Consider the following 25,608-nt stretch of genomic DNA (forward strand, 5'->3'; position numbering starts at 1 on the left):
AAATGAAACAAGTATATATAGTAAAAGGATATAGAACTGCAGTTGGTAAGTCAAAAAAAGGCGGTTTTAGATTTAAAAGAGCCGATGAACTCGCAGCCGAAACCATTCAGTACATGATGGGTAAATTGCCAGATTTTGATGTTACTCGTATCGATGACGTTATTGTTGGTAATGCTATGCCTGAAGGGTCTCAAGGTCTTAACATGGCACGTATAATTTCGTTGATAGGATTAAACACAGTAGACGTACCTGGTGTAACGGTTAACAGATTCTGTTCTTCAGGATTAGAAACCATTGCTATGGCAGTTGCCAAAATTCAAGCTGGTATGGCAGAGTGTATTATTGCTGGTGGTGCTGAGAGTATGAGTTCTGTTCCTATGACAGGCTTTAAACCAGAATTAAATTACGAGATTGTTAACGCTGGACATGAAGACTATTATTGGGGAATGGGTAATACTGCTGAAGCCGTAGCAAACAAATACAACGTGTCTCGAGAAGACCAAGATGAGTTTGCTTACCATTCGCACATGAAAGCATTAAAAGCTCTTGAAGAAAACAGATTTCAAGATCAAATAGTGCCTATTGAAGTAGAAGAAACTTACGTTGATGTCAATGGTAAAAAAGCAACACGTAAATATACCGTTTCAAAAGACGAAGGTCCAAGAAAAGGAACTAGTAAAGAAGCATTAGCAAAATTAAGACCTGTATTTGCTCAAGGTGGTTCAGTAACTGCCGGAAACTCTTCTCAAACCAGTGATGGTGCTGCGTTTGTATTAGTGATGAGTGAAGACATGGTTAAAGAATTAAACCTAGAGCCTATTGCGCGTTTAGTGAGTTATGCTGCTGCAGGTGTACCACCAAGAATTATGGGTATTGGTCCTGTAGCTGCTATTCCAAAAGCGTTGAAGCAAGCAGGTTTATCTCAAAAAGATATTGAGTTAATTGAATTAAACGAAGCTTTTGCTTCACAATCTTTAGCTGTAATGCGAGAGTTAGACCTTAACCAAGATATTGTAAATGTTAATGGAGGCGCAATCGCACTAGGACACCCACTTGGTTGTACAGGTGCAAAACTTTCAGTTCAACTGTTTGATGAAATGCGTAAGCGTGACATGAAAAACAAATATGGTATGGTTACTATGTGTGTTGGAACTGGTCAAGGTGCAGCTGGAATATTTGAATTTTTAAATTAAGAAGAAACTTATAACGTATAAAAAATGGAGACTGTAGAAAAAGACATTTTAAGAGGAGGACAATTCCTTGTTAAAGAAACTAATTGTGAAGACATCTTTACTCCAGAGGATTTCTCTGAAGAACAAAAGATGATGAGAGATACTGTTAAAGAATTTGTAGACAGAGAGATCTGGCCAAATAAAGAACGGTTCGAAAAGAAAGATTACGCCCTAACTGAAGAAATAATGCGTAAGGCTGGTGAATTAGGATTACTAGGTATTGCCGTTCCTGCAGAATATGATGGTTTAGAAATGGGATTTGTTTCTACCATGTTAGTTTGTGATTATATTTCTGGTGCTACGGGTTCTATCGCTACTGCATTTGGTGCACACACTGGTATTGGTACGATGCCAATCACTTTATATGGTACTGAAGAACAAAAGAAGAAATATGTTCCTGCTTTAGCTACTGGTGAAAAATTTGGAGCTTACTGTTTAACTGAGCCTGGTGCAGGATCTGATGCTAACTCTGGTAAAACAAAAGCCGTTTTATCTGATGATGGTAAGCATTACCTAATTTCTGGTCAAAAAATGTGGATTTCTAATGCAGGTTTTGCCGAAACATTTATCGTTTTTGCTCGCATAGAAGATGATAAGAACATTACTGGTTTTATAGTTGAATATGACAAAGAAAATCCAAATGGTATTACTCTTGGTGAAGAAGAACACAAATTAGGTATTCACTCCTCTTCTACCCGTCAAGTATTTTTTAATGACACTAAGGTGCCTGTAGAAAATATGTTGTCTGAGCGTGGTGGTGGGTTTAAAATTGCGATGAATGCTTTAAATGTAGGTCGTATTAAATTAGCTGCTGCTTGTTTAGATGCACAACGTCGAGTTATCACAGAAGCTGTAAAATATGCCAATGAACGTGTACAGTTTAAAACTCCAATAGTAAAATTTGGAGCCATTAAATCTAAATTAGCTGAAATGGCAACTAACGCATATGCTGGTGAATCAGCTAGCTACAGAGCGGCTAAAAATATAGAAGATCGTATTGCTATACGTGTTGCTAGTGGTAACACGCATCAAGAAGCGGAGCTTAAAGGTGTTGAAGAATATGCTATAGAATGTTCAATTTTAAAAGTTGCAGTTTCAGAAGATATTCAAAACTGTACAGATGAAGGTATCCAAGTATTTGGTGGTATGGGATTCTCTGCAGACACACCTATGGAATCTGCATGGAGAGATGCTCGTATCTCTAGAATTTATGAAGGTACTAACGAAATAAATAGAATGTTAGCTGTTGGTATGCTTGTTAAAAAGGCTATGAAAGGTCACGTAGATCTTTTAGGTCCCGCTATGAAAGTAGCAGATGAATTAATGGGAATTCCTTCTTTTGACACACCAGATTACTCAGAACTATTTTCAGAAGAAAAAGAGATGATTAATAAACTTAAAAAGGTATTCTTAATGGTTGCTGGTGCTGGAGTTCAGAAATATGGACCAGACTTAGAAAAGCACCAACAGTTGTTATTAGCCGCTTCTAATATCTTAATTGAGATATACATGGCTGAGTCTACAATTTTAAGAACTGAAAAAAATGCTAAGCGTTTTGGTGAAGAATCTCAATCGCATCAAATAGCAATGGCTAAGTTGTATTTATACAACGCAATTGATATTATTACTAAAAATGCTAAAGAAGGTATTGTAAGTTTTGCTGAAGGAGATGAGCAACGCATGATGCTTATGGGTCTTAAGCGATTTACTAAATACACCAACATGCCAAATGTTGTTGCCTTACGTACTCAGATTGCAGATAAATTATCTGAAGAAAATGAGTACTGTTTTTAATTAAGTTTAAGTTAGAAATGTAAAAAGCCAATTCATTAGAATTGGCTTTTTTATTTCGTTTAGTCAGTTTGACTAGTTAACAATAATCTTCTTTGTAACGACTTTATTATCATTTGTATTAATCCTAACGATATAAGTGCCAGAACTTAGGCTATCTACGCTAAACTCTAAACGAGAATTATCAATTACATCTTTAATATTATGAACTAATTGACCTGTTATATTATAAACTTCAATATTTGTTAAAATTGAGTTTGTAGGGTTAAGAACTATTAACTCATCACTATTCATTTCATAATAAATATCTAATTGATTTTCTTCATTATCCTCAACACTTAAAACACTTGGGTTTTGAAAACCTAACACAAATCTATCTTCATAAATACCTGCAGATAATGTAGCCTCATAATTAGTGCTTCTTAAATCATAATGAGTGTCTAATTCAGTATCATAAAGAATAATATCTATTTCATCAGGAAAATTCTCTAAAGCCTGAATTGCGATAACAACATCGCCAACATCACTCTTTTGAACACTAAGAGGCAAAGATGTTTCTTCAGTATCTATGTCACCTATTCCTTGTATTACAAAAAGATCATCATCAATTAACCAAGACATATCATCTACTTGTACGTCGTTTAAATAACCGTCAAATCCCCAATCATAACCATCTGTACATCTATCATCAACGGTTAAGAGAATTTCTCTATTGATAATACCTACTGATGTAAATCGCAGTCTTATTTTCGGCCTAGTATCAGTAGAGTTCTCAGTGGATATATTTAATTCACCTGTTGTTGGTAAACTATTTTCTTCATTTACATTAGAAGTATTCTGTCCAAAACTATTCTGAAAAAGAAATAGACCTATAAAAAAGCCTATGGTTTTAATGGATGGTATGGTAGTATTCATAACTTTAGAGGGATTAAGTTACTCAAGGGACTAATGTTTTTTGTTTGGTTTGGTATGTCTAATATTTAAAAATTATCATGGATTGGCAGTGTATTGTATTTTAAAAGCCCATTAATTCGCTAAAATGAACTCAATTGCAAATTTCATCGACAAATTGTAATCTCTACAAGAAATAACAATCTAGATAATCCTTATATTTAAGGAATCAATCTTGCTATCTTATGAAATATTATTTTTTAATCCTATTTCCCTTTTTTTCAATCCTCTCATTTTCACAAACCAATACAGAAGTATTTCTATTTGACTTAGAACAAAGCAATTCTAAAATTGACGTCTCTAACGGCATCAATATATCTAACAATGAAGGCTACGATAATCAGCCTTCATTTTTTGGTGATGACAATGTACTATTTGCTTCTACACGAAGTGGACAAACCGATATTGCTCAATATCACATCAATTATAAGTCAAAAACATTTATAAATTATACTAAAGGTGGAGAGTATACACCATTAAAAATTCCAAATAAAAATGCGGTTTCTGCTGTTAGATTAGATACAGATGGTAAGCAACGTTTATATAGTTATAATCTAAGTAATGGTGAATCTACAGAGCTCATCAAGGATTTGGTCGTAGCGTACTATACATGGTACGATCAGCACTCAATAGTTTCTGCTGTCATTGAAAACGAGCAACTAAATTTATATTTCACAAATATTACAGATGGTACAAGCAGAAAATATGCTACAAGTGTAGGTCGTTCGTTTCATAAAATCCCTAAGTCTGATTTAGTAAGCTTTATCTATAAAGAAGCTAACAAACCATGGCAAATAAGATCTTTAAACACTAAAAATGGTGTTACAAGACTTATTGCAAATACTATGGAAGGTATTGAAGATATTTGCTGGTTAGATGGTAAAACACTTCTATCTGGTAAAAATGGTGTCTTATATAAACTAACCTTAAAACGTGATAATAATTGGAAAAAGGTAGCAGATCTATCTTCTTATGGTATTTCTAGCATTACGCGTTTGGCAGTTAACGATGATGGCACAAAATTATTGATTGCTGCAGATTTACAATCAAATGAGCGAGGTTTAGAAGTTAACGATAACCCAACAGAACAAACAGTTGCTGACCCAATTTTATCAGAAACTGAAGCTGCTGCAGTTGTTCAAAAACATATAGATCCTTTTAATAACAGGCAGCTCAATGAATTTGCAAATGCTTTTGATGCTAATGTTGTAGTCAATAAATTTCCAAAAGATTATATGTATTCTGGTAGAAATACACTTAAAGAAAATTACAGACAGTTCTTTAAAAATAACAAAAAGTCTAATGTTAAGGTTTTAAACCGTATGGTACTTAACAATTATGTTATTGACGAAGAATTGGTAACATTAAATAATCTAACCATAAGACAAGCTACCATCTATAATGTAGATAAAGATGGTATAAAATCTATGACGTTTATTAGAAATAAGAATACAACCTCTAATCCTGAAACTATTGTTAATGATCAGCTTGAAGCTTATAACAAACGTGATATTGATGAATTCAGTAAAACTTACGCTAAAGACGTTAAGCTTTACGAATTTCCAGAAAACATAACTTCTAATGGTATCGAAGAATTAGAAAAAAGATATCAAGTTATCTTTCAAAAAGTCCCAGATCTTAACGCTGAGATTATGAACAGAATTGTTTTAGGGAACAAAGTTATTGACAAAGAAAAAGCAACCATAAACGGAAAAATCTATTATGCCATAGCTATTTACGAAGTAGATGACGGTTTAATTTCAAAAGTTACATTTATTCAATAAAATTTTTATGAAAAATATATTAGCATTTATACTATTAACAATTGGCTTAAATATATATTCTCAGGAAAAGAAAACCTTAGAGCCTAAATTAGAAAACATCGCTTGGATAGCTGGCACATGGCATGGCGAAGCCTTTGGTGGTATTACCGAAGAAATTTGGAGCGAACCTTTGGGTGGTTCTATGATGGCTACTTTTAAGCTAATTGTCGATGGAAAAGTAAAGTTTTATGAAATAGAAGTTATCCGTGAAGTTGAAGATTCTTTAATACTGCAACTAAAACATTTTGGTGCAGATTTAAAAGGTTGGGAAACTAAAGATGAAACCGTAGATTTCCCTTTAAAAGAAATTACTGAAAATAAAGTTGTTTTTGAAGGCATGACCTTTGAAAAAGTGTCTTCTAATGAAATGAATGTTTATGTAGACATCAATGAAGGCGAGACCGTTCAAACTGTTAAATTTAACTACAAGAAAAAAATATGAAATCACTATCTATAGCTGTAATACTTTTCTTTACATGTATTTCTAATAGCCAAACCGATACCAAAATATATGATATCGTAGATGCCATTTCAGAAGAACGCTTAAAAAATGATGTAAAAACCTTAGCAGATTTTGGCACACGTCACACATTAAGCGATACTGTTTCTGACACAAGAGGTATAGGTGCAGCAAGACGATGGATAAAATCGCAATTCGATAATATTTCAAAAGATTGCAATGATTGTTTGGAAGTTTTTTATCAGAGTAATTTGGTAGAAAAAGGAACCAACCAACGTATTGTAAAAGATGTTAACGTGGTAAACGTGGTTGCAATTCAACGTGGTACAAAATACCCTAATCGCTTCATCATCATGAGCGGAGATATAGACTCTAGAGTGTCAGACCCTAACGATTACACCTCAGATTCACCTGGTGCAAACGATAATGCGACTGGCATGGCTGGTGCCATGGAAACTGCTAGAGTGCTTTCAAAATACAAATTTGAAAGTAGTATTGTCTATCTAGGACTTTCTGGTGAAGAACAAGGCCTTTTTGGTGGACAAGGTTTTGCCAAATACGCTAAGGACAATAATTGGCAAATTATTGGTGTCCTTAATAATGACATGATCGGAAACATTAAAGGTGTTGATGGAGTAATAGACAATCGCACTTTCCGAATCTTTTCCGAACCGATTACTACAGACGAAACCGATGCTGAAAAATTAGCTAGACAAGCCAGAGCGAGACGTTTTTATGGTGGTGAAGTTGATGGAATTTCACGTCAGTTGGCAAGATATGTGTACACCACAACCAAAACCTACATGCCAGAAATGAATCCGATGATGGTCTATCGTCTCGATCGTTTTGGTCGTGGTGGCCATCACAGACCTTTTAATGATTTAGGTTTCGCAGGTATCCGAATAATGGAAGCGCACGAAAATTACACACAGCAACATCAGGATATCAGAACAGAAAATGGTATCGATTATGGAGACACGTTTGAGCATGTTAACTTTCCATATTGTAAAAAGCTAACAGCTGTGAATGCTATTACCATGGCTAGCCTTGCTTCTGCTCCACCTGCTCCAGACGAAGTGAGTATTGGAGGTATTGTAGAAGCTTCAGCAAAATTAAAATGGAATAAAGTAGAAGGCGTTAAGGGCTATAAAATCTATTGGAGAAACACAACTTCACCTACTTGGGACAATAGTAGATATGTTGGCGACGTTAATGAGTTTACACTTACAGGTATCGTTATAGATAATTCACTATTTGGGGTGGTTTCTGTTAATGAAGATGGTCACGAAAGTGTGGTAGTCTTTCCAAATAAAATAATTAGATAATCATGAATATTTCAAAATTAAAACTTCTAATTCCAGAATTATTTTTAATTGTATCAGTAGTTTATTATTGGATCTTAACTGCAAATCTTTTTAATCCTTTCGCTATTGGCTTATTAGCTGTCCTTTCCTATCAGATAGTGAATAAAAAAGCAACTTTAGGTTTAATCATTTCTATTACAGTTATAGCACTCACTTTATTTTTAGTTTTGGCATTGTTTTCTGAATTATCAGAATTCGAAGTTGCTAACCAAAACTACACCAACCTTCTTATTTTTGGGATCCTATACTTAGGAACAAATTTAGTTTTAGGTGGCACAATGCTTGTTAAATATTTAAAACAAAAAATGGTTTAATAGTGAAATATAGATTACTTATACTTGGTTTACTTATAATAACTTCAGTTAATGCTCAGTTACTTCAAGATAAAATTCAATTTACCAAACAAGATACCTTAAGAGGTAGTATCACACCAGAACGTGAATGGTGGGATTTAAACTATTATAACCTAAATATAAAAGTTCAACCAGATAAAAAACATATTTCTGGTTATAACATTATACGATATAAGGTATTAAAACCTCATAATGTTATACAGATTGATCTTCAAGATCCATTAGAAGTAGTAGTCTTTTCACAGGATAATGAAAAATTGGACTATAAGAAAATTGGTCCAGCATATTTTGTTTTTTTAAAAAAAGAACAAATTCCAGGCGAATACAATGAGTTATACGTTCAATACTCTGGAAAACCCAAAGAAGCTGTACGAGCACCTTGGGATGGTGGCTTTTCATGGAAAAAGGATAAAAATGGAAAACATTTTGTTGCGACGTCTTGTCAAGGTTTAGGCGCCAGTGTTTGGTGGCCAAATAAAGACCATATGTACGACGAGGTAGATAGTATGCGTATTGCGATTGATGTACCGAAAGACTTAGTCGCTGTTGCTAATGGTAGACATAGAGATACTTACGAATATGAGCATGGTGGCTACAAAATGTATGAGTGGTTTGTCTCAAATCCTATTAACAACTATGGTGTAAATGTTAATATTGGTGATTACGTCAACTTTTCTGAAGTCTATCAAGGTAAAAAAGGCAAGCTAGATATGGATTATTGGGTGCTTTCTTACAATCTTGAAAAAGCAAAAGAACAATTTAAAGATGCGCCAAAAATGATGAAGGCTTTTGAACATTGGTTTGGGCCTTATCCGTTTTACGAAGACAGCTTTAAACTGGTTGAAGTACCTTATTTAGGTATGGAACACCAGAGTTCAGTCACCTATGGTAATAAGTTTAAAAATGGTTATTTAGGGCGAGATTTATCTGGCACTGGCTGGGGTTTAAAATTCGATTTTATTATCATTCACGAAGCTGGTCATGAGTGGTTTGCCAACAATATCACCAATAAAGATATTGCAGACATGTGGATTCATGAAGGTTTCACAGCTTATTCCGAAAATCTATTTTTAGATTATTATTATGGGAAAGAAGCTTCGGCAGAATATGTTATAGGTACAAGAAAGAATATTCAAAACGACAGACCACTTATCGGAGAATACAACGTAAACCATGAAGGCTCTAGTGATATGTATTATAAAGGTGCAAATATGTTGCATACCTTACGCCAACTTATTGAAGATGACGTTTTATGGCGAAATATCTTAAGAGGTTTAAATTCTGAATTCTATCACCAAACGGTAACCACCAAACAAATTGAAGACTATATCAGTCAACAGACAAATAAAGATTTATCGGCATTTTTTAATCAATATTTAAGAGACACGCGTATTCCAACTTTAGAATATAAAATTGATAACGGTCAATTAAAATTCCGTTATACCAACATTGTAGACGATTTTGATATGCCAATTGAAGTTGAAATTGATGGTAAGCACGAATGGATTTTCCCAAATTCAGAATGGAAAACTAAGCCTATTAAGGGTGATGATTTTGTAGTAGATAAAGACTTCTATATTCATTCTAAAAAAATCGAATAATCATGGACTTTCCAGAACTTTATTTTGAACGCGACACAGATTGGTACGATTGGTTATTGAACAATCATCATAGACATGATGCAGTTTATTTAATTTTTTACAAAATAGATCACCATATGCCATCTATGCGTTGGGAGGAAGCCGTAAAAGTAGCTATATGCTTTGGCTGGATTGATTCCACTGTAAAGAGCCTTGGCAATGGCAAACGGCAACAATATTTTACAAAAAGGAATCCAAAAAGTACGTGGAGTGCTCTGAATAAGTCTTATGTAGTGGAATTAGAAAATCAGGGATTAATCCAAGAGCCTGGTTATAAAATGATTAAACTAGCTAAAAAAACAGGTACATGGACAGCAATGGACGATGTTGAAAATGGTGTTGTTCCTCCTGAGCTAGAAAAAGCTTTTGATGCCAATCCAAGAGCTTTTGAGAATTATCAAAACTTTGCTAAAGGCTATCAAAAAAGTTATTTATCGTGGCTAAATAGTGCCAAACGAGACGAAACTCGACAAAAAAGAATCGCAGAAATCATAAAACTCTGCGATGCTAATATTAAAAGTCGTCAATAGTTTCAACATAATTCTAAAATTTTTACAAACTCTTCCATATCCTTCGCTATAACTTCCCAATAATTTTTGGTAACATCAGATTTCCAAACTAATCTTTTTACTGTAGGATGTTCATAATTTTCCGAATAATCTAAAATAATTGGTGAATCTGAACCTAAACCAAAATCACCAATTACTAAGCATTTATTTACATCTATTTGATTTAAAGCTCCTATTTCATGCCATAATTCTTCATCAAACATTATCTCATCTGCCATTGTACGAAAACCACTCAAGGTATGAAAGAAAATATATTTTTCATCTGGAGCTATTTTTTGAACTAAAACCTCATCCTCAATAAAATTACAACCTTCTTGGTATGAAGATAGTTGTTCATTAGGCCAAATTCCTTTTTCAGCTAATGTTAAAATTGCATTTGGAATTTTTAATTCACTTTTTTTCACAACCCACTAATATAACTTCCATAAGGATCTTTGAATTGTAAACCTTCTGAATAGCGGTATTTACTCAGTTTTTTAAACTGTACCAATCCCCAAAGAATAAATTCTTTTTCAAAATACACATCCTTAGAATCTATATCTGGCTGATAGTCTGCTATTAAAACATCTAGAGGCTTTACTTCATCTAATTTTGATTTGTATGTAGTATCATCATAATCGTCTAAAAGCTCAAAACCATCATTATTAAAAAACCATGATACTAAATCATCATAAGGTGTTTCTTCTCCTTGCTTTTCTAACTTTTCAATTTTTGGAAAATACTTAGGAAATAATGTTTTTACCGCACTTTCGATTAAAATGTTGGCTACAAAATCAGCACCTTCTTGTTCTCCTTCATACACCAACTCAACTTTTCCTGTAATGGCAGGAATAACTCCTGTAAAATCTGATAGTCTAACTGAAGTCTCTTCATCACCAGAAATTAAAGCCCTTCGCTCTGCTGTGCTTAATAAATTCTCAAAAGCAGTAATACTCAATCGCGCACTCACACCACTTTTTACATCCACATATTCACTATCTCTAGCTTCAAAACTTATTTGTTCTAAAAGATCTTTTGCTAAATCTGGCACATAAACTGATGCCGACTGTCGCTCATCTAAATTTGCCTCTTGTGAGGTAATGGTTCTAGCGGTTTCAACAGAATCTGGATAATGGGTTAAAATTTGAGAACCGATTCTATCCTTTAAAGGAGTTACTATACTTCCTCTATTGGTATAATCTTCAGGGTTTGCGGTAAACACAAATTGCATATCCAAAGGCAATCTTAGCTTAAATCCTCTAATTTGAATATCTCCTTCTTGCAAAATATTAAACAGAGCTACTTGAATTCTGGCTTGTAAATCTGGCAATTCATTAATCACAAAAATGCAACGGTTAGCACGAGGAATCATACCGAAATGAATCACACGATCATCAGCATAACTTAACTTTAAATTTGCCGCTTTTATAGGGTCTACATCTCCAATAATATCTGCAACCGTAACATCTGGAGTAGCTAATTTTTCAGCAAAACGTTCGTCTCTGTGTAACCACGTAATTGGTGTATTATCACCTTTCTCGGCAATCAATTCTTTAGCGTAACGCGACATTGGCTGCAAAGGATCGTCATTAATTTCTGAACCTTCAACTACTGGTATATATTCATCTAAAAGCTTCACCATCATACGTGCCAAACGTGTTTTTGCCTGACCTCGTAACCCCAAAAGGTTAATATTATGTCTTGATAAGATTGCACGTTCTAATTCTGGAATTACAGTGTTTTCATAACCGTGAATACCTTCAAACGTGGTGACTTTGTTCTTTATATTTTCAATAAGGTTATCTCTTAATTCGTCTTTAATCGATTTAGATTGATATCCTGATGTTTTTAACTTTCCTAGTGTTTTAATGTCTTTCATTTTCTAGCTTTTGGCTATTTGCTTTTGGCTATTTGCTATTCTGTTTTTATAAAACTAATTGCTAATAACTATTAGCTAACAGCTATTTTTATCCTTTAATTCTCTTTTTCCTATTGTTTTCGTAATCTTCAAAAATCATTTCACCAAGGCCTTTTAATCCTGTGTAGAAAGCCTTACCTCTATTGGCTTGCGTAAATTCTCTTACAAAACGCATAAGGTATGGATCTTCAGCAATCATAAAGGTTGTAATTGGTATGTGCAAACGTCTGGCTTGTTGTGCCATAGCATAGCATTTATTAACAATGTAAGGGTCTAACCCAACACTATTTTTATAATACTGTCCGTCTGGCATACGCAAACAACTTGGCTTACCATCTGTAATCATAAAAATCTGCTTATTGGTATTTCGTTTTCTGCGCAGCATATCCATTGCCAATTGTAAACCTGCAACTGTATTGGTGTGATATGGACCTACATTAAGATATGGTAAATCCTTAATCTTTATAGGCCAAGCATCGTTACCAAATACTAAAATTTCAAGTGTATCTTTTGGATAGCGTGTTGTAATTAACTCAGCCAAAGCCATAGCTACTTTTTTAGCTGGAGTAATACGATCTTCGCCATATAAAATCATACTGTGGCTAATATCAATCATTAACACGGTACTCATTTGGCTTTTGTGAAGCGTTTCTTCAACAACTAAATCATCTTCGGTTAAATTAAAATTACCAACGCCATGATTAATCTGCGCATTGCGTAAACTCTCTGTCATCGATACCTTTTCTAAAGCATCTCCAAACTGATAAGCCCTGAATTCACCTGTATGCTCATCTCCTATTCCAACACCTTTACTTTTGTGATTACCAGAACCGCTTCGCTTTATTTTTCCGAAGATATGATCCAACGCTTGTTGTCTTATGGCTCGTTCGGTTTTGGCTGTAATGGTTGTTTTAGCAGCTCCAGTACCATTAGGATCGATTTCCTCTCTAATATATCCTTTCTTTTTAAGGTCTTCAATAAAATCGTCTATGGTATACTCTGGTGTAGTAAGCTTGTACTCTACATCTAACTGTCGTAACCAATCTATGGCCTCATCAAAATCTCCTGAGGTATGCGTGATTAATTCCTTGAAAATTTCAAACAATTTATCAAACGGAGACTGATATGGTGCTTCGTATGTTTTAAATACGAATCCTGATCTGTTTTGTTTTTCACTCATAGCAATATAAAAATACTACTTTTTATATGTAACATTTATATATTTTCAGATTCTAACATTTTGTTAACTTTACTAGAAACTTACTGTTAAAATGTCTGAGGAAACCGAACCAGAAAAGCCAAAAAAATCCAGAAAAAAAATCAACTGGACTACTGATAAAATTATGAGTACCTCTGCGCTATTTATTAGCGTAATATCTCTTATTGCACTACTATATCAATCATATTTAGCCAGAGAAGAAAACAAACTTATACAAATGCAGCAAAGTGCATCAGTATTGCCACATCTTAATCAGTGGTATAGTAACTATAACAATACTTTTAAGTTTGTAGTTGGTAACAAAGGTGTTGGTCCGGCATTTATTGATGAAGTAGAAATTACTCTAGATTCCGAACATAAATTTAACAACACTAAAGATTTATTTGATTATATCTTTAAGAACAATAAAGTACTAGACACTATTCCGTATACATACAGCACACTTGTAAAAGGCTTTGTTTTACCAGCAAATGAGCAAATCGACATTCTAGAAATAAAAAATGCTAAACATATTCAACCTATTAGAGATGTGCTTAATAATGAAAACATCACTTATAAAATTGTCTACAAAGATGTCTATGGATCAAAATGGGTTTTAACCAATGACAATACTAACGGTACAAGTACGAATACACCTATTGTTTCTGAGAAATAATTATAACTAACACCTTAACATCTCTTTTATAATTTTCAAATTTCTTTTCGTTAATTTTAGGCTGAATTTAACTAACCTAATAATAATGAAACGTATCTTTTCCTTGGTTTTACTCTTTTGTATAAGCCTTATTTCTGCACAAGAATTTTCAATGGATTTAGTAAAAAACATGACACCAAGAAACATTGGTCCTGGTGGGATGTCTGGTCGTGTGACTGCCATTGATGTTGTAAATAACAATCCTGATATTATGTACGTTGGCACAGCCTCTGGTGGTCTTTGGAAATCAACATCTGGAGGTATAAAATGGGAACCTATTTTTGATAATGAAGTGACAGCTTCAATTGGTGCTGTTGAAATTCAGCAATCCAATCCGAGTGTTATTTGGGTTGGTACAGGTGAAGGTAATCCTCGTAATTCTCTAAATGGTGGTTATGGAGTTTATAAATCTATTGATGGTGGAAAATCTTGGAAAGCTATGGGCTTAGAAAAAACAAGACACATCCACAGAATCATTGTAGACCCTACCAATCCAGATGTAGTCTATGTTGGAGCAATTGGTTCTCCTTGGGGAGAACATCCTGAACGTGGAGTTTTTAAAACTACTGATGGTGGTGAAACCTGGACAAAAATTCTGTTTACCAATAACAAAACTGGTATTGCAGATTTGGTGATGGATCCTTCTAACCCAAACAAATTATTTGCTGCTATGTGGGAACACAAACGCGATCCTTGGTTTTTTAATTCTGGAGGAAAAGGTTCTGCATTGCACATGACACATGACGGTGGAAAAACATGGACAAAAATTACTGAAGACGATGGATTTCCAAAAGGCGATTTAGGTCGTATTGGTATAGCGATTGCACCTGGTAAACCAAATATAGTTTATGCACTTGTAGAAGCTGAAAAAAATGCGCTTTACAAGAGTGAAGATGGTGGTTTTAAATGGCACAAAGTAAATGATAAAAACGATATTGGAAATCGTCCGTTTTACTATTCTGAAATCTATGTAGACCCACAAAATGAAAACCGTGTGTATTCCGTTTTTACATACGTGAATGTATCTGAAGATGGTGGTAAAAATTTTGAACAACTTATGCCTGCTTATGGTGTGAGTAATGGTGTGCATCCAGATCATCACGCGTGGTGGATTCATCCTGAGGATGGTAGTTTTATGATTGATGGTAACGATGGTGGTATGAATATTACTAAAGACGGTGGAAAAACATGGCGATTTATTGGTAATCTTCCTGTGGCACAATTTTACCATATTAATGTAGATAATGAGTTTCCGTATAATGTGTACGGAGGTATGCAAGACAATGGTTCTTGGCGCGGACCTGCTTACGTTTGGCGTGCACAAGGCATACGCAATAGTTACTGGCAAGAGATTAGTTTTGGTGATGGCTTTGATGTAGTTCCTGATAGAGACGATTCACGCTATGGATGGTCCATGAGTCAACAAGGTTATGTAAGCCGTTACGATTGGCAAACCGGAAATAATTATGGCGTAAGACCAACGCATCCTGATGCAAATGTGGAGTTACGTTTCAATTGGAATTCTGCTATTAACATAGATCCTTTTGATAATAGTACAATTTATTTTGGAAGTCAGTTTGTTCATAAATCCACTGATAAAGGTGAAACCTGGACGGTTATCTCACCAGATCTAACAACTAACGATCCTGAAAAACTAAAACAATCTGAAAGTGGAGGTTTAACTATGGATGCTACTGGTGCAGAAAATCACTGTACTGTTTTAGTTATTGAGCCTTCACCTGTTGAAAAAGATATGCTTTGGGCTGGCACAGATGATGGTCGTGTACATTATACTACAGATGGTGGACAAAACTGGACAGATGTTTCTAAAAACATTACAGGTTTACCAAAAGGCAGCTGGATTGTACAGATTAAAGCTTCTAATAAAAATAAAGGTGAAGCGCTTTTAGTTGCCAATGATTACAGACGCTTCAATTACACGCCTTATGCATACAGAACCAAGAATTATGGTAAATCATGGGAACGCATTGTAGATGATAGAGATGTAAAAAGTTACACCTTGGCAATTGTTGAAGATATTGAAGAACCTAACCTTATGTTTTTAGGAACAGATGATGGCTTATATGTATCTATAAATGCTGGAGAAAAGTGGACCAAATGGACTGAAGGTTTCCCAACTACTTCGGTTAAGGATTTGGTAATTCATCCACGTGAGCACGATTTGGTAATTGGCACATTTGGAAGAGCAGCTTGGGTTTTAGATGATATTAGACCACTAAGAGCTATGGCGAAAGATAAATCAGTCATCAATTCGAATATTGAATTGTTTGATCCTCCAACAGCATATCAAGCTGCCTACCAACAACCAACCGGAAGTCGTTTTGGTGCAGATGCCATGTATCATGGCGAAAATCGTGCATATGGTGCTCAATTTTCGTATTTGTTTAATAAAAAAGAAGCCGTTAAATCTGATATTAAAGCAGATGCTAAAAAAGGCGATAAAAATATAAGTGACAAAAAAGTTGGTAATGAGATTAGTTGGGACTCTCTAACTTTAAAAATCTATGATGGAGATCGGTTAATTAGAACACTAAAGCAAAAAGCACCTAAAGAAAATGGATTGCATAAATGGACTTGGTACATGGATGAAGCTGGTGTAAGCAGGCCTTCTCGAAGAGTACGTAAGCAAAATAGAGAACCAGGTGGAGTTACTGTAAAACCAGGAAATTACAAGGCTATGTTGCATTATGGAGATATAACTTCGGAAACAACGATTTCTGTAAAGTCAGATCCTAGATTAAATATTTCTCAAAAAAATATTGATGAAGTTTATGCTGCTTCAAAACAGTTAGAGCAACTGCAGCAAAAAGCTGCTGAAGCCGTTGAACAACTTGTGAAAAGTAAAACTATTGCTGAAGATTATAAAAAAGAATTATCTCAGCTTGACAAAGAATTGTATAAAGACCAAATTGAAAGTTCTAAAGAAACCATCAAAGCTATTGATAGTTTAATTGACAGATACTTAGGTAAAGTTGATAAGCGTCAAGGTATTACAAGAAATCCTGAAGTGACACCAATGCAGCGTCTAGGCACTGCAAGAAGTTATGTAAATAATAGCCAAACAGGTTTAACCATTACAGAAACTACATTAATACAACATGCTAAAGATGCTTTAGACAAAGTTTTTGGCGAGACCAATAATTTCTTTAATACCACATGGAAAGATTATCAAAATACAATGAAAGATTTAAAAATTAATCCATTTAAAGACACCAAAACCTTTAGTGTAGACTAAACAAAAAGCGCTCTAAATTTTCTTTAGAGCGCTTTTTTTATAGTATTTAATTGATTTTCTACTCAATCCATTTAAGTCCGTTATAGTCTTCAATTTTTATACGTTTGCCTGATGTAGAAATTAAGCCTTCTTTTTTAAACTGGGACAAAATCCTAATAGCAGACTCAGTAGCTGTACCCACTATACTAGCGTAATCCTCACGAGATAAGACGATGCTTAAATATTCATCATTATCTGTTCCAAAATTATCATGAATATACATAAGTATTTCAGCCATTCTTCTCTTAACCGATTTTTGAGCCATATTTACTAATGATACATCCGATTCTTTTAAATCATTAGCCATTTCTCTTAATACATCCATGGTAAACTTCGGATTTTTAGACAAATCGCTCATTATTTCACTCTTAGGAATGAAACACATTTCCATATCATTAAGAGCTATAGCACTAAGATTCGTCTTCTGTTCAGAAACCAATGACCGCTTCCCCAACAAACCACCTTTAACAACTAATTTAACAACTTGATCTTTGCCATTTTCACTAAGCTTTGAGAGTTTACAAACACCATCTCTAACACAATATACACCATTAAGCGTTTCACCTTCTTCAAAAATAATCTGTCCTTTTTTGTATAACTTACCTGTTTTACAAGCTGAAACTCTCATTAATTCTTCTCGTGTCAGAGACTTTAAAGAATTAAACTCCTTGATAATACAAGACTCACATTTACTCATACCAATTGATTTTGTGATTACCCAAATATAATGATAACATGACAAATATCATATTTTATATTTTAAGATAATGTCACCTTTGTTACAGGTATAAATGAGCAAATTAAAATATGGAAAACAACTCTTGTTTTCATTGTGGTGACGACTGTGGCAACCACCCTATTACGTTTCAGGATAAATCGTTTTGTTGTAATGGTTGTAAAACTGTTTTCGAAATTTTTAACGAAAATGATTTAACCTGTTACTACGATTTACAAAACTCACCAGGTGCTATTCCGAAAGAAATTGAAGGAAAATACGATTTTCTGTCTCAGGAAAACATTGTCGAAAAACTCACAGAATTTAGAAGCGATGAGATTGAAATAGCGACACTTTACATTCCGCATATTCATTGTAGTTCTTGTATTTGGATTCTTGAAAACCTCAACAAACTCAACCCAAGCATATCAGATTCTCAAGTTAACTTCGGTAAAAAAACGGTTAGAGTTACTTATAATTCTAAAAAAACGGACTTAAAGTCGGTTGTAGTCTTATTAAGCAGTATTGGCTATGAGCCATACATCAGTTTAGATGATTTTAAAGCTGGTAAGAAGCAAGTTAACAGAACACTTATTTACAAACTTGGTGTTGCAGGTTTTGCTTTTGGTAATATTATGTTTTTGTCGTTTCCTGAGTATTTTGAAATTAATGAATTCTGGTTAGAACAATATAAGCATATGTTCCGTTGGCTTATGTTTGCTTTGTCCATTCCTGTGGTTTTCTATGCTGCACAAGATTATTTTATTTCTGCATATAAGGGTCTAAAAGCAAAGTTATTAAATATCGATGTTCCTATTGCTTTAGGTGTTTCGGTATTATTTATAAGAAGTACAGTTGAAATAGCTTTTGATATTGGCTCTGGTTTTTTTGATAGTCTTTCAGGATTAGTTTTTTTCCTTCTGTTAGGTAAATTTTTTCAACAAAAAACTTATGATTTTCTATCATTTGAGCGCGACTATAAAAGCTACTTCCCTATTGCAATTACTAAAATTGAAAAAGATGGAAGTGAAAACTCAATTCAGGTTTATGATATTGAAAAAGGTGATCGACTATTAATAAGAAACGAAGAATTAATTCCAGTTGATGGAATCCTTATCAATGGTAGAGGAAAAATAGACTACAGTTTTGTTACAGGTGAATCTCAACCTGTCACTAAACAATCTGGTGACAAACTTTTTGCAGGCGGAAAACAAACAGCTGGTGTTATTGAACTTGAAGCCTTAAAATCTGTAGAGCAAAGTTACCTCACACAATTATGGAGTAATGACGTCTTTAATAAAAATAAGGAAGATGGATTTACCAATATCACCAACAATATAAGTAAGCACTTTACTATTGCGATACTTACAATAGCAGTAATAGCTGCTAGCTACTGGTTATTTACAGATGCAAGTAAAGCTATGAATGTATTTACAGCAGTACTTATCATTGCTTGCCCTTGTGCTATTGCTTTATCTGCACCTTTTACCTTTGGAAACTTACTTCGCATTTTTGGTAAACTGAAATTTTATGTGAAAAATGCAAGTGTCATTGAGCAACTAGCACATATTAATACTGTTATATTCGACAAAACAGGGACTATTACATCTAACAAACAAAGTAATGCTGAGTATGAAGGTATATCGTTATCTGGTTCAGAAAGTTTGGTTCTAAAAAATTCTTTAAGAGGATCTAATCATCCATTGAGTAGAACACTTTACAACATTTTAGATGAACATGACATCATAACATTAGATAAGTTTGAAGAACATGTAGGTAAAGGCATTGAAGCTGAACACGATAATATTAACTTAAAAGTTGGGTCTGCAAGCTTTGTTGGAAATGCTGAACAAACCTCAACGCTCAATACCACAGTACACATAAGTAGTAATAATAACTATAAAGGAAAATTCACATTTTATAACAGTTATAGAAAAGGAGTTTCAAAGCTATTTAACCAGCTTAAAAAACATTTTGATTTGGTAATCCTTTCTGGAGATAATGAGGGTGAACGCGAAAATCTCAAAAAATTACTACCAGGAAAAACCAAACTAATTTTCAACCAAAAGCCAGATGATAAGTTAGAGTTTATAAAATACCACCAGTCTGAAGGCGCAAAAGTCTTAATGATTGGAGATGGACTTAACGATGCAGGCGCTTTGGCACAAAGTGATGTAGGTATTGCAATTTCTGAAGATGTTAATGTATTCTCGCCTGCTTGTGATGCCATTTTAGACGCATCAAAATTCAAGCATTTGTATGATTATGTCATGGCTTCAAAATCAGCTATAAAGATCATAAAATGGAGCTTTGTGCTTTCGTTCATTTATAATGTTATCGGATTATATTTTGCTGTAACAGGTCAGTTAGCACCTGTAGTTGCGGCAATATTGATGCCTTTAAGTTCTATAAGTATAGTGGTATTTACAACGGTAGCTACCAATTTTATAGGTAGAAAACTGAAATAATTATTTGAAATAAATCTAAATAGGATGACATGATAAATGTCATGTTTTTAAAAAAGGTTCGAGAGTAAATTTGAACCATAACTTCAAAACAGGTATGAGTGTTATATATATAGTTTTAACAGTAAGCGTCATTGTTGGTGTGGCTTTCTTTATCGTTTTTTTAATGGCTGTAAAATCCGGCCAATACGATGATAGTTATACACCATCAGTGCGTATGCTATTTGAGGATGAAATAGTAAACCAAAAAAAAGAAAATTCAATAAAAACTGACTAATTATATTAATATGGAAATGCAACAATTTTACTACGATAACAAAATCGTTAAAAAATTCCTCTACGCCACTATAGTTTTCGGTGTAGTTGGTATGCTCGTTGGGCTTATTCTGGCCTTTATGTTTTTATTCCCGAATATGACCGATGGTATATCATGGTTAAGTTTTGGGCGATTAAGACCATTACACACCAATGCTGTAATTTTTGCCTTTGTAGGTAATGCCATTTTTGCTGGTGTGTATTATTCCCTTCAGCGTTTACTTAAAGCCAGAATGTTTAGTGATTTACTAAGTAACATTAACTTTTGGGGCTGGCAATTAATCATTGTTGGTGCAGCAATTACGCTTCCTCTTGGTTATACAACTTCAAAAGAGTATGCCGAATTAGAATGGCCTTTTGATATCGCTATTGCTTTAGTATGGGTAGTTTTTGGAGTTAACATGATAGGTACAATCTTAAAACGTCGCCAACGTCACTTATATGTTGCAATCTGGTTTTACCTCGCTACGTTTGTTACCGTTGCAGTACTACATATTTTTAATAGTTTAGAACTTCCTGTTAGCTTAACTGGTATGAAAAGTTACTCTGTGTATGCAGGTGTACAAGATGCCTTGGTGCAGTGGTGGTATGGACATAATGCGGTTGCATTTTTCTTAACAACGCCTTTCTTAGGTTTAATGTACTACTTTGTACCAAAAGCTGCTAACAGACCTGTTTACTCATATAGATTATCTATTGTTCACTTCTGGTCATTAATATTTATCTATATCTGGGCTGGTCCTCACCACTTATTATATACAGCTTTACCAGAATGGGCTCAACATTTAGGTGTTGCATTTTCTGTTATGTTAATTGCACCTTCTTGGGGAGGTATGATTAATGGTTTATTAACCTTACGTGGTGCTTGGGATAAAGTACGTACAGATCCTGTACTTAAATTCATGGTAGTTGCGATTACTGGTTATGGTATGGCAACATTTGAAGGCCCTATGCTATCACTTAAAAACGTAAACGCCATTGCCCACTTTACAGACTGGATTATTGCTCACGTTCACGTAGGTGCATTAGCCTGGAACGGTTTCTTAGCCTTCGGTATGATTTATTGGTTAATACCGCGTTTATTTAAAACTAAATTGCATTCTATCAGTTTAGCCAACCTACACTTCTGGGTAGGAACTCTAGGTATTATACTCTATGCATTACCTATGTATGTTGCTGGTTTCACTCAAGCAAGTATGTGGAAACAGTTTAATCCAGATGGAAGCATAGTTTATGGTAACTTCCTTGAAACAGTAACTGAGATTATGCCTATGTACTGGATGCGTGCTATTGGTGGTACCCTTTACATTACTGGTATGTTAATTCTTGTGTATAATGTTATTGTTACCATTGCTAAATCTGACAGCAAAGTAACAGACGAACTTGCGGAAGCGCCAGCATTAAAGCGTGTATCTAAAAGACGTGTTGCTGGTGAAGGATGGCACACTTGGTTAGAGCGTAAACCTATATTATTAACAATCTACGCTACCATTGCAATATTAATTGGAGGTATTGTACAAATTATACCTACTATAGTTGTAAAATCTAATATCCCTACAATTAGTAGTGTTCAACCTTACACTCCTTTAGAACTAGAAGGTAGAGATATTTATATTAGAGAAGGCTGTGTAGGCTGTCACTCTCAAATGGTAAGACCATTTAGAAGTGAAGTAGAACGCTACGGTGAATACTCTAAAGCTGGTGAGTTTGTTTATGACCATCCATTCCTTTGGGGAAGTAAACGTACAGGGCCAGACTTACATCGTGTTGGTGGAAAATACAACGACAACTGGCACTTTAACCACATGTACGATCCGCAAACCACTTCTTCAGGTTCTATTATGCCTGCATACAAATGGTTAATTGTAGGCGAAGGTGCTAAACTAGATAAGTCTATGACTGAGAAGAAAATGGAAACAATGGTAAGTCTTGGTGTGCCTTACACTGAAGAAGATATAGCAAACGCGCAAGCTTCAATGTTAGAGCAAGGTACTCAAATAGAGAAAAATCTTTATAGCGATCCTGACTTTGCCAAGTCTTATGAAGCAGACAAAGCAGCTGGTGGTGAAGATTTCGTAGAAATGAGAAACCGAGAAATTGTTGCACTTATTGCTTACTTACAAAGACTTGGTACAGATATTAAAGTGAAAGAAATTCTTAACGAAACTGCTCAAAACTAATCATCATGCTAAAATTTGTAAAAAATCATATGGAAAGTATCACAGGGATAGAAATCTATCCCTTGATATCCCTCTTAATATTCTTCATCTTTTTTGTAGCACTGTTTTTCTGGGTATTTACAGCAAAGAAAGAATATATAACAACAGTCAGTAATATTCCTTTAGATAACCAAAACGACACACAATCATGAGACATTTAATTCCATCATATATCAGAGTACCTGTGGTATTCTTTGCAATTGCAGGACTCATAGAGTATTTCATAGATTCTGGTGATCAACCAGCGTTTATGGAGCAACCTGTCATTCTTTTATTCCTTTTACTAGTGCTTCTATTTTTAATTGCAATAGAAGGTATTGTTGGTACAATGGATAACATCTTATATCAAAGTTTAGATGAAGAAGGTAAAGCTAGGTATGACGCGCAGAGAGCTGCACCATCTAAATTAGCATTATGGATACAAAACACTTATAAAAAATTAAGAGGTGGTAAACCTATAGAAGAAGAAGGTGAAATCATTTTAGACCATAACTATGATGGTATAAAAGAATTAGATAATAATCTTCCGCCTTGGTGGTTATACGGCTTCTATGCAACAATCATCTTTGCTTTTGTCTACATGTTGCGTTATCATGTATTTAATGCAGACGATCAGTTTGCCGAATACGAAATTGAATATGCTGAAGCAAACCGAGCAATTGAAGAATATAAAAAGACAGCAAAAAATTTAGTAGATGTTAATACTGTAGAAGTTCTTACTGAGGCTTCAGACTTAAATGCTGGTAAAAAATTATTTGAAACCAACTGTGTAGCCTGCCATATGGCTGATGGTGGTGGTGGTATTGGACCAAATCTAACAGACAAACACTGGATTCTTGGTGGTGGTATTAAAAACGTCTTCAATACCATCTCAGAAGGTGGTAGAGATGGTAAAGGTATGGTTGCCTGGAAAGCCAACTTAAAACCAATTGAAATGGCTCAGGTAGCAAGTTATGTATTACAATTCCAAGGCACTACACCTGCTAATCCAAAAGAGGCTGAAGGAGATATTTGGGTAGACGAATCTGAGGATACTTCTGAGGAACCTTCTACTGAAGATGCAACAAATGAAACTGAAGAAAACGCTACTGAGGTAATTGAAGAAGTACAAACTGTTGCCTCTAATTAAATTATTTTAAAAAACCACACCCAAATGGAAACGCCAGAGAACGAAGTTTTTAGAGATTCAATTGGTACCATTAATGAAGAAGGTAAACGTAATTGGATTTTTCCTAAAAAACCTTCAGGAGCATACTGGGAAAAGAGAAAGTTGGTAAGCTATTTTCTATTAGCTTTTCTCTTTGCTGCACCATTTATAAAAATTAATGGTAACCAATTCTTAATGTTTAATGTCTTAGAGCGACGTTTTAACATCTTTGGTTTTCCGTTCTGGCCACAGGATTTTCACTTGTTTGTGATTTCCATGATTATTGGTGTGGTATTCATTACGCTATTTACAGTAGGTTTTGGTCGTATTTTCTGTGGATGGATATGTCCACAGACCATTTTTATGGAAATGGTTTTTAGACGTATTGAGTTCTGGATAGATGGAGATAGAAATAAACAAATACGCCTTAAAAAACAAAAATGGGATGCTGAAAAAATTAGAAAACGTACCTTAAAGTGGTTTATCTTTTTAATAATTTCATTTTTGATTGCTAATATTTTCTTAGCCTATTTAATTGGCAGTGACAAGCTTCTAAGATACATAAAAGAAGGTCCATCAGAGCATGTAGGTACATTAATTCCATTATTAATTTTTACAGGTGTCTTCTATTTTATTTTCGCTTGGTTTAGAGAGCAAGTATGTATTATTGCTTGTCCTTACGGTAGATTACAAGGTGTACTTTTAGATAATAAATCTATTGTTGTAGCTTATGATCACAAACGTGGTGAAGGTGAAAGCGGAAGAAAGAAGTTTAGAAAAAATGAAGATAGAGAAGCTTTAGGTCATGGTGATTGTATTGATTGTTTACAATGTGTGCATGTTTGTCCTACAGGTATAGATATTAGAAATGGTACACAATTAGAATGTGTAAACTGTACGGCTTGTATTGATGAGTGTGATACTATAATGGAAAAAATCAACAAACCAAAAGGATTAATCCGTTATGCCAGTGAAGATAATATAGAAAAGAAAGCGCCTTTTAAACTTACAGCTCGAATGAAAGGTTACGTTGCAGTACTAGTCATTTTAACTGGTGTATTACTCGGTATGTTAGCCTTAAGAAATGATGTTGAAGCTAGAGTACTTAGATTACCAGGACAGCTATATGAGCATAAAGACAATAATATTATTAGTAATGTCTACACGTATAAAATTGTAAATAAAACGACTGAAACTATTGATGATGTAAGCTTTAAGCTTAGAGGTATTGATGGTGAAATAAAATTGGTTTCTACAAGTGATACCTTTACAGTAAAAGAAAGTGGACTAGCTGAAGGAACTTTGTTTATAGAATTAAAACAAAGTGACCTTTCTGGAGACAAAAATAGCTTGACTATAGATGTTTATAGTGGAGACAAATTAATAGAAACAACTTCGGTAAGCTTTTTAGGCCCTAGAAGTTATAATTAGATCCTGAACCAAGTTCAGGATGACAAAA

21 protein-coding genes are annotated in these 25,608 nt (G+C 34.3%); 16 read left to right on the forward strand and 5 right to left on the reverse strand.

All coding sequences use genetic code 11. The features are described 5' to 3' along the window. The first annotated feature begins 2 nt into the window (after window positions 1-2). Entirely contained in the window at window positions 3-1,193 is a 1,191-nt protein-coding gene (locus ACXAFS_RS10475; RefSeq protein WP_475306824.1) for an acetyl-CoA C-acyltransferase, read from the forward strand. Between the two features lie 24 nt (window positions 1,194-1,217). Next, a complete protein-coding gene (locus ACXAFS_RS10480) occupies window positions 1,218-3,026 on the forward strand; it encodes an acyl-CoA dehydrogenase family protein (protein ID WP_475306825.1) in 1,809 nt (602 codons plus the stop codon). 72 nt (window positions 3,027-3,098) lie between these two features. Here ACXAFS_RS10480 and ACXAFS_RS10485 read toward each other — a convergent pair whose 3' ends face one another. Beyond that, the gene (locus ACXAFS_RS10485) at window positions 3,099-3,938 is read right to left on the reverse strand and encodes a T9SS type A sorting domain-containing protein (protein ID WP_475306827.1); all 840 of its coding nucleotides are present in this window, start codon (window positions 3,936-3,938) and stop codon (window positions 3,099-3,101) included. Between the two features lie 221 nt (window positions 3,939-4,159). On the opposite strand from ACXAFS_RS10485, the gene ACXAFS_RS10490 reads away from it, so the two are divergent. From ACXAFS_RS10490 to ACXAFS_RS10515, 6 genes are read left to right on the forward strand one after another with little or no spacing between them, the layout of a single operon-like run. Continuing rightward, entirely contained in the window at window positions 4,160-5,758 is a 1,599-nt protein-coding gene (locus tag ACXAFS_RS10490) for a nuclear transport factor 2 family protein (RefSeq protein ID WP_475306829.1), read from the forward strand. Window positions 5,759-5,765: 7 nt separating this feature from the next. Beyond that, window positions 5,766-6,239, forward strand: a complete 474-nt coding sequence (locus ACXAFS_RS10495; protein ID WP_475306830.1) for a DUF6265 family protein — start codon at window positions 5,766-5,768, stop codon at window positions 6,237-6,239. Continuing rightward, a complete protein-coding gene (locus ACXAFS_RS10500) occupies window positions 6,236-7,582 on the forward strand; it encodes a M28 family peptidase (protein ID WP_475306831.1) in 1,347 nt (448 codons plus the stop codon). Before ACXAFS_RS10495 ends, ACXAFS_RS10500 begins: the two co-directional genes overlap by 4 nt. A gap of 2 nt (window positions 7,583-7,584) precedes the next feature. Next, a complete protein-coding gene (locus ACXAFS_RS10505) occupies window positions 7,585-7,935 on the forward strand; it encodes a hypothetical protein (RefSeq protein WP_475306833.1) in 351 nt (116 codons plus the stop codon). A gap of 2 nt (window positions 7,936-7,937) precedes the next feature. After that, window positions 7,938-9,575, forward strand: coding sequence for a M1 family metallopeptidase (locus tag ACXAFS_RS10510; protein ID WP_475306834.1), 1,638 nt, complete (start codon window positions 7,938-7,940; stop codon window positions 9,573-9,575). Between the two features lie 2 nt (window positions 9,576-9,577). Next, complete coding sequence (locus ACXAFS_RS10515; RefSeq protein ID WP_475306835.1) at window positions 9,578-10,144, forward strand: YdeI/OmpD-associated family protein; 567 nt, start codon at window positions 9,578-9,580, stop codon at window positions 10,142-10,144. Between the two features lie 2 nt (window positions 10,145-10,146). On the opposite strand, the gene ACXAFS_RS10520 is transcribed toward ACXAFS_RS10515, so the two are convergent. The 3 genes from ACXAFS_RS10520 to ACXAFS_RS10530 form a co-directional block, all read right to left on the reverse strand. Further along, window positions 10,147-10,587 carry a hypothetical protein gene (locus ACXAFS_RS10520; RefSeq protein ID WP_475306837.1) on the reverse strand — a complete coding sequence of 147 codons (441 nt, stop codon included), beginning with the start codon at window positions 10,585-10,587 and terminating at the stop codon, window positions 10,147-10,149. Then, window positions 10,584-12,041, reverse strand: coding sequence for a MoxR family ATPase (locus ACXAFS_RS10525; RefSeq protein WP_475306839.1), 1,458 nt, complete (start codon window positions 12,039-12,041; stop codon window positions 10,584-10,586). The genes ACXAFS_RS10520 and ACXAFS_RS10525 overlap by 4 nt, the downstream gene beginning before the upstream one ends. Before the next feature lie 88 nt (window positions 12,042-12,129). Continuing rightward, the gene (locus ACXAFS_RS10530) at window positions 12,130-13,260 is read right to left on the reverse strand and encodes a vWA domain-containing protein (RefSeq protein WP_475306840.1); all 1,131 of its coding nucleotides are present in this window, start codon (window positions 13,258-13,260) and stop codon (window positions 12,130-12,132) included. A 91-nt stretch (window positions 13,261-13,351) separates the two neighbouring features. Here ACXAFS_RS10530 and ACXAFS_RS10535 point away from each other — a divergent pair, with 91 nt between their 5' ends. After that, on the forward strand, window positions 13,352-13,954 hold the full coding sequence (locus ACXAFS_RS10535; RefSeq protein ID WP_475306841.1) for a hypothetical protein: 603 nt from the start codon (window positions 13,352-13,354) through the stop codon (window positions 13,952-13,954). Window positions 13,955-14,039: 85 nt separating this feature from the next. Then, window positions 14,040-17,249, forward strand: a complete 3,210-nt coding sequence (locus ACXAFS_RS10540) for a WD40/YVTN/BNR-like repeat-containing protein (RefSeq protein WP_475306843.1) — start codon at window positions 14,040-14,042, stop codon at window positions 17,247-17,249. Between the two features lie 58 nt (window positions 17,250-17,307). Here ACXAFS_RS10540 and ACXAFS_RS10545 read toward each other — a convergent pair whose 3' ends face one another. Next, window positions 17,308-17,985, reverse strand: coding sequence for a Crp/Fnr family transcriptional regulator (locus ACXAFS_RS10545; protein ID WP_475306844.1), 678 nt, complete (start codon window positions 17,983-17,985; stop codon window positions 17,308-17,310). A 110-nt stretch (window positions 17,986-18,095) separates the two neighbouring features. On the opposite strand from ACXAFS_RS10545, the gene ACXAFS_RS10550 reads away from it, so the two are divergent. The 6 genes from ACXAFS_RS10550 (at window position 18,096) to ccoG (ending at window position 25,580) form a co-directional block, all read left to right on the forward strand. Next, window positions 18,096-20,471: a heavy metal translocating P-type ATPase gene (locus ACXAFS_RS10550; RefSeq protein ID WP_475306845.1), complete on the forward strand. Its 2,376-nt coding sequence runs from the start codon at window positions 18,096-18,098 to the stop codon at window positions 20,469-20,471. Window positions 20,472-20,565: 94 nt separating this feature from the next. Then, entirely contained in the window at window positions 20,566-20,745 is a 180-nt protein-coding gene (gene ccoS / locus ACXAFS_RS10555) for a cbb3-type cytochrome oxidase assembly protein CcoS (protein ID WP_138434330.1), read from the forward strand. Between the two features lie 10 nt (window positions 20,746-20,755). Then, the gene (gene ccoN, locus ACXAFS_RS10560; RefSeq protein WP_475306847.1) at window positions 20,756-22,963 is read left to right on the forward strand and encodes a cytochrome-c oxidase, cbb3-type subunit I; all 2,208 of its coding nucleotides are present in this window, start codon (window positions 20,756-20,758) and stop codon (window positions 22,961-22,963) included. Between the two features lie 5 nt (window positions 22,964-22,968). After that, the gene (locus ACXAFS_RS10565; protein WP_475306848.1) at window positions 22,969-23,154 is read left to right on the forward strand and encodes a CcoQ/FixQ family Cbb3-type cytochrome c oxidase assembly chaperone; all 186 of its coding nucleotides are present in this window, start codon (window positions 22,969-22,971) and stop codon (window positions 23,152-23,154) included. Continuing rightward, on the forward strand, window positions 23,151-24,131 hold the full coding sequence (locus ACXAFS_RS10570) for a cbb3-type cytochrome c oxidase N-terminal domain-containing protein (RefSeq protein WP_475306849.1): 981 nt from the start codon (window positions 23,151-23,153) through the stop codon (window positions 24,129-24,131). The genes ACXAFS_RS10565 and ACXAFS_RS10570 overlap by 4 nt, the downstream gene beginning before the upstream one ends. A gap of 24 nt (window positions 24,132-24,155) precedes the next feature. Next, window positions 24,156-25,580: a cytochrome c oxidase accessory protein CcoG gene (gene ccoG, locus ACXAFS_RS10575; RefSeq protein WP_475306851.1), complete on the forward strand. Its 1,425-nt coding sequence runs from the start codon at window positions 24,156-24,158 to the stop codon at window positions 25,578-25,580. Window positions 25,581-25,608 lie beyond the last annotated feature (28 nt).

This window comes from Winogradskyella sp. ABM4_392 (assembly GCF_056160445.1).

Coding starts and splice junctions, on each gene's coding strand:
- ACXAFS_RS10500 (WP_475306831.1), top strand. CDS start 6,236: ATGAAATCACTATCTATAGCTGTAATACTTTTCTTTACATGTATTTCT.
- ACXAFS_RS10475 (WP_475306824.1), top strand. CDS start 3: ATGAAACAAGTATATATAGTAAAAGGATATAGAACTGCAGTTGGTAAG.
- ccoG (WP_475306851.1), top strand. CDS start 24,156: ATGGAAACGCCAGAGAACGAAGTTTTTAGAGATTCAATTGGTACCATT.
- ACXAFS_RS10515 (WP_475306835.1), top strand. CDS start 9,578: ATGGACTTTCCAGAACTTTATTTTGAACGCGACACAGATTGGTACGAT.
- ACXAFS_RS10505 (WP_475306833.1), top strand. CDS start 7,585: ATGAATATTTCAAAATTAAAACTTCTAATTCCAGAATTATTTTTAATT.
- ACXAFS_RS10540 (WP_475306843.1), top strand. CDS start 14,040: ATGAAACGTATCTTTTCCTTGGTTTTACTCTTTTGTATAAGCCTTATT.
- ccoN (WP_475306847.1), top strand. CDS start 20,756: ATGGAAATGCAACAATTTTACTACGATAACAAAATCGTTAAAAAATTC.
- ACXAFS_RS10480 (WP_475306825.1), top strand. CDS start 1,218: ATGGAGACTGTAGAAAAAGACATTTTAAGAGGAGGACAATTCCTTGTT.
- ACXAFS_RS10490 (WP_475306829.1), top strand. CDS start 4,160: ATGAAATATTATTTTTTAATCCTATTTCCCTTTTTTTCAATCCTCTCA.
- ACXAFS_RS10550 (WP_475306845.1), top strand. CDS start 18,096: ATGGAAAACAACTCTTGTTTTCATTGTGGTGACGACTGTGGCAACCAC.
- ACXAFS_RS10495 (WP_475306830.1), top strand. CDS start 5,766: ATGAAAAATATATTAGCATTTATACTATTAACAATTGGCTTAAATATA.
- ccoS (WP_138434330.1), top strand. CDS start 20,566: ATGAGTGTTATATATATAGTTTTAACAGTAAGCGTCATTGTTGGTGTG.
- ACXAFS_RS10485 (WP_475306827.1), bottom strand. CDS start 3,938: ATGAATACTACCATACCATCCATTAAAACCATAGGCTTTTTTATAGGT.
- ACXAFS_RS10570 (WP_475306849.1), top strand. CDS start 23,151: ATGAGACATTTAATTCCATCATATATCAGAGTACCTGTGGTATTCTTT.
- ACXAFS_RS10535 (WP_475306841.1), top strand. CDS start 13,352: ATGTCTGAGGAAACCGAACCAGAAAAGCCAAAAAAATCCAGAAAAAAA.
- ACXAFS_RS10545 (WP_475306844.1), bottom strand. CDS start 17,985: ATGAGTAAATGTGAGTCTTGTATTATCAAGGAGTTTAATTCTTTAAAG.
- ACXAFS_RS10525 (WP_475306839.1), bottom strand. CDS start 12,041: ATGAAAGACATTAAAACACTAGGAAAGTTAAAAACATCAGGATATCAA.
- ACXAFS_RS10565 (WP_475306848.1), top strand. CDS start 22,969: ATGCTAAAATTTGTAAAAAATCATATGGAAAGTATCACAGGGATAGAA.
- ACXAFS_RS10530 (WP_475306840.1), bottom strand. CDS start 13,260: ATGAGTGAAAAACAAAACAGATCAGGATTCGTATTTAAAACATACGAA.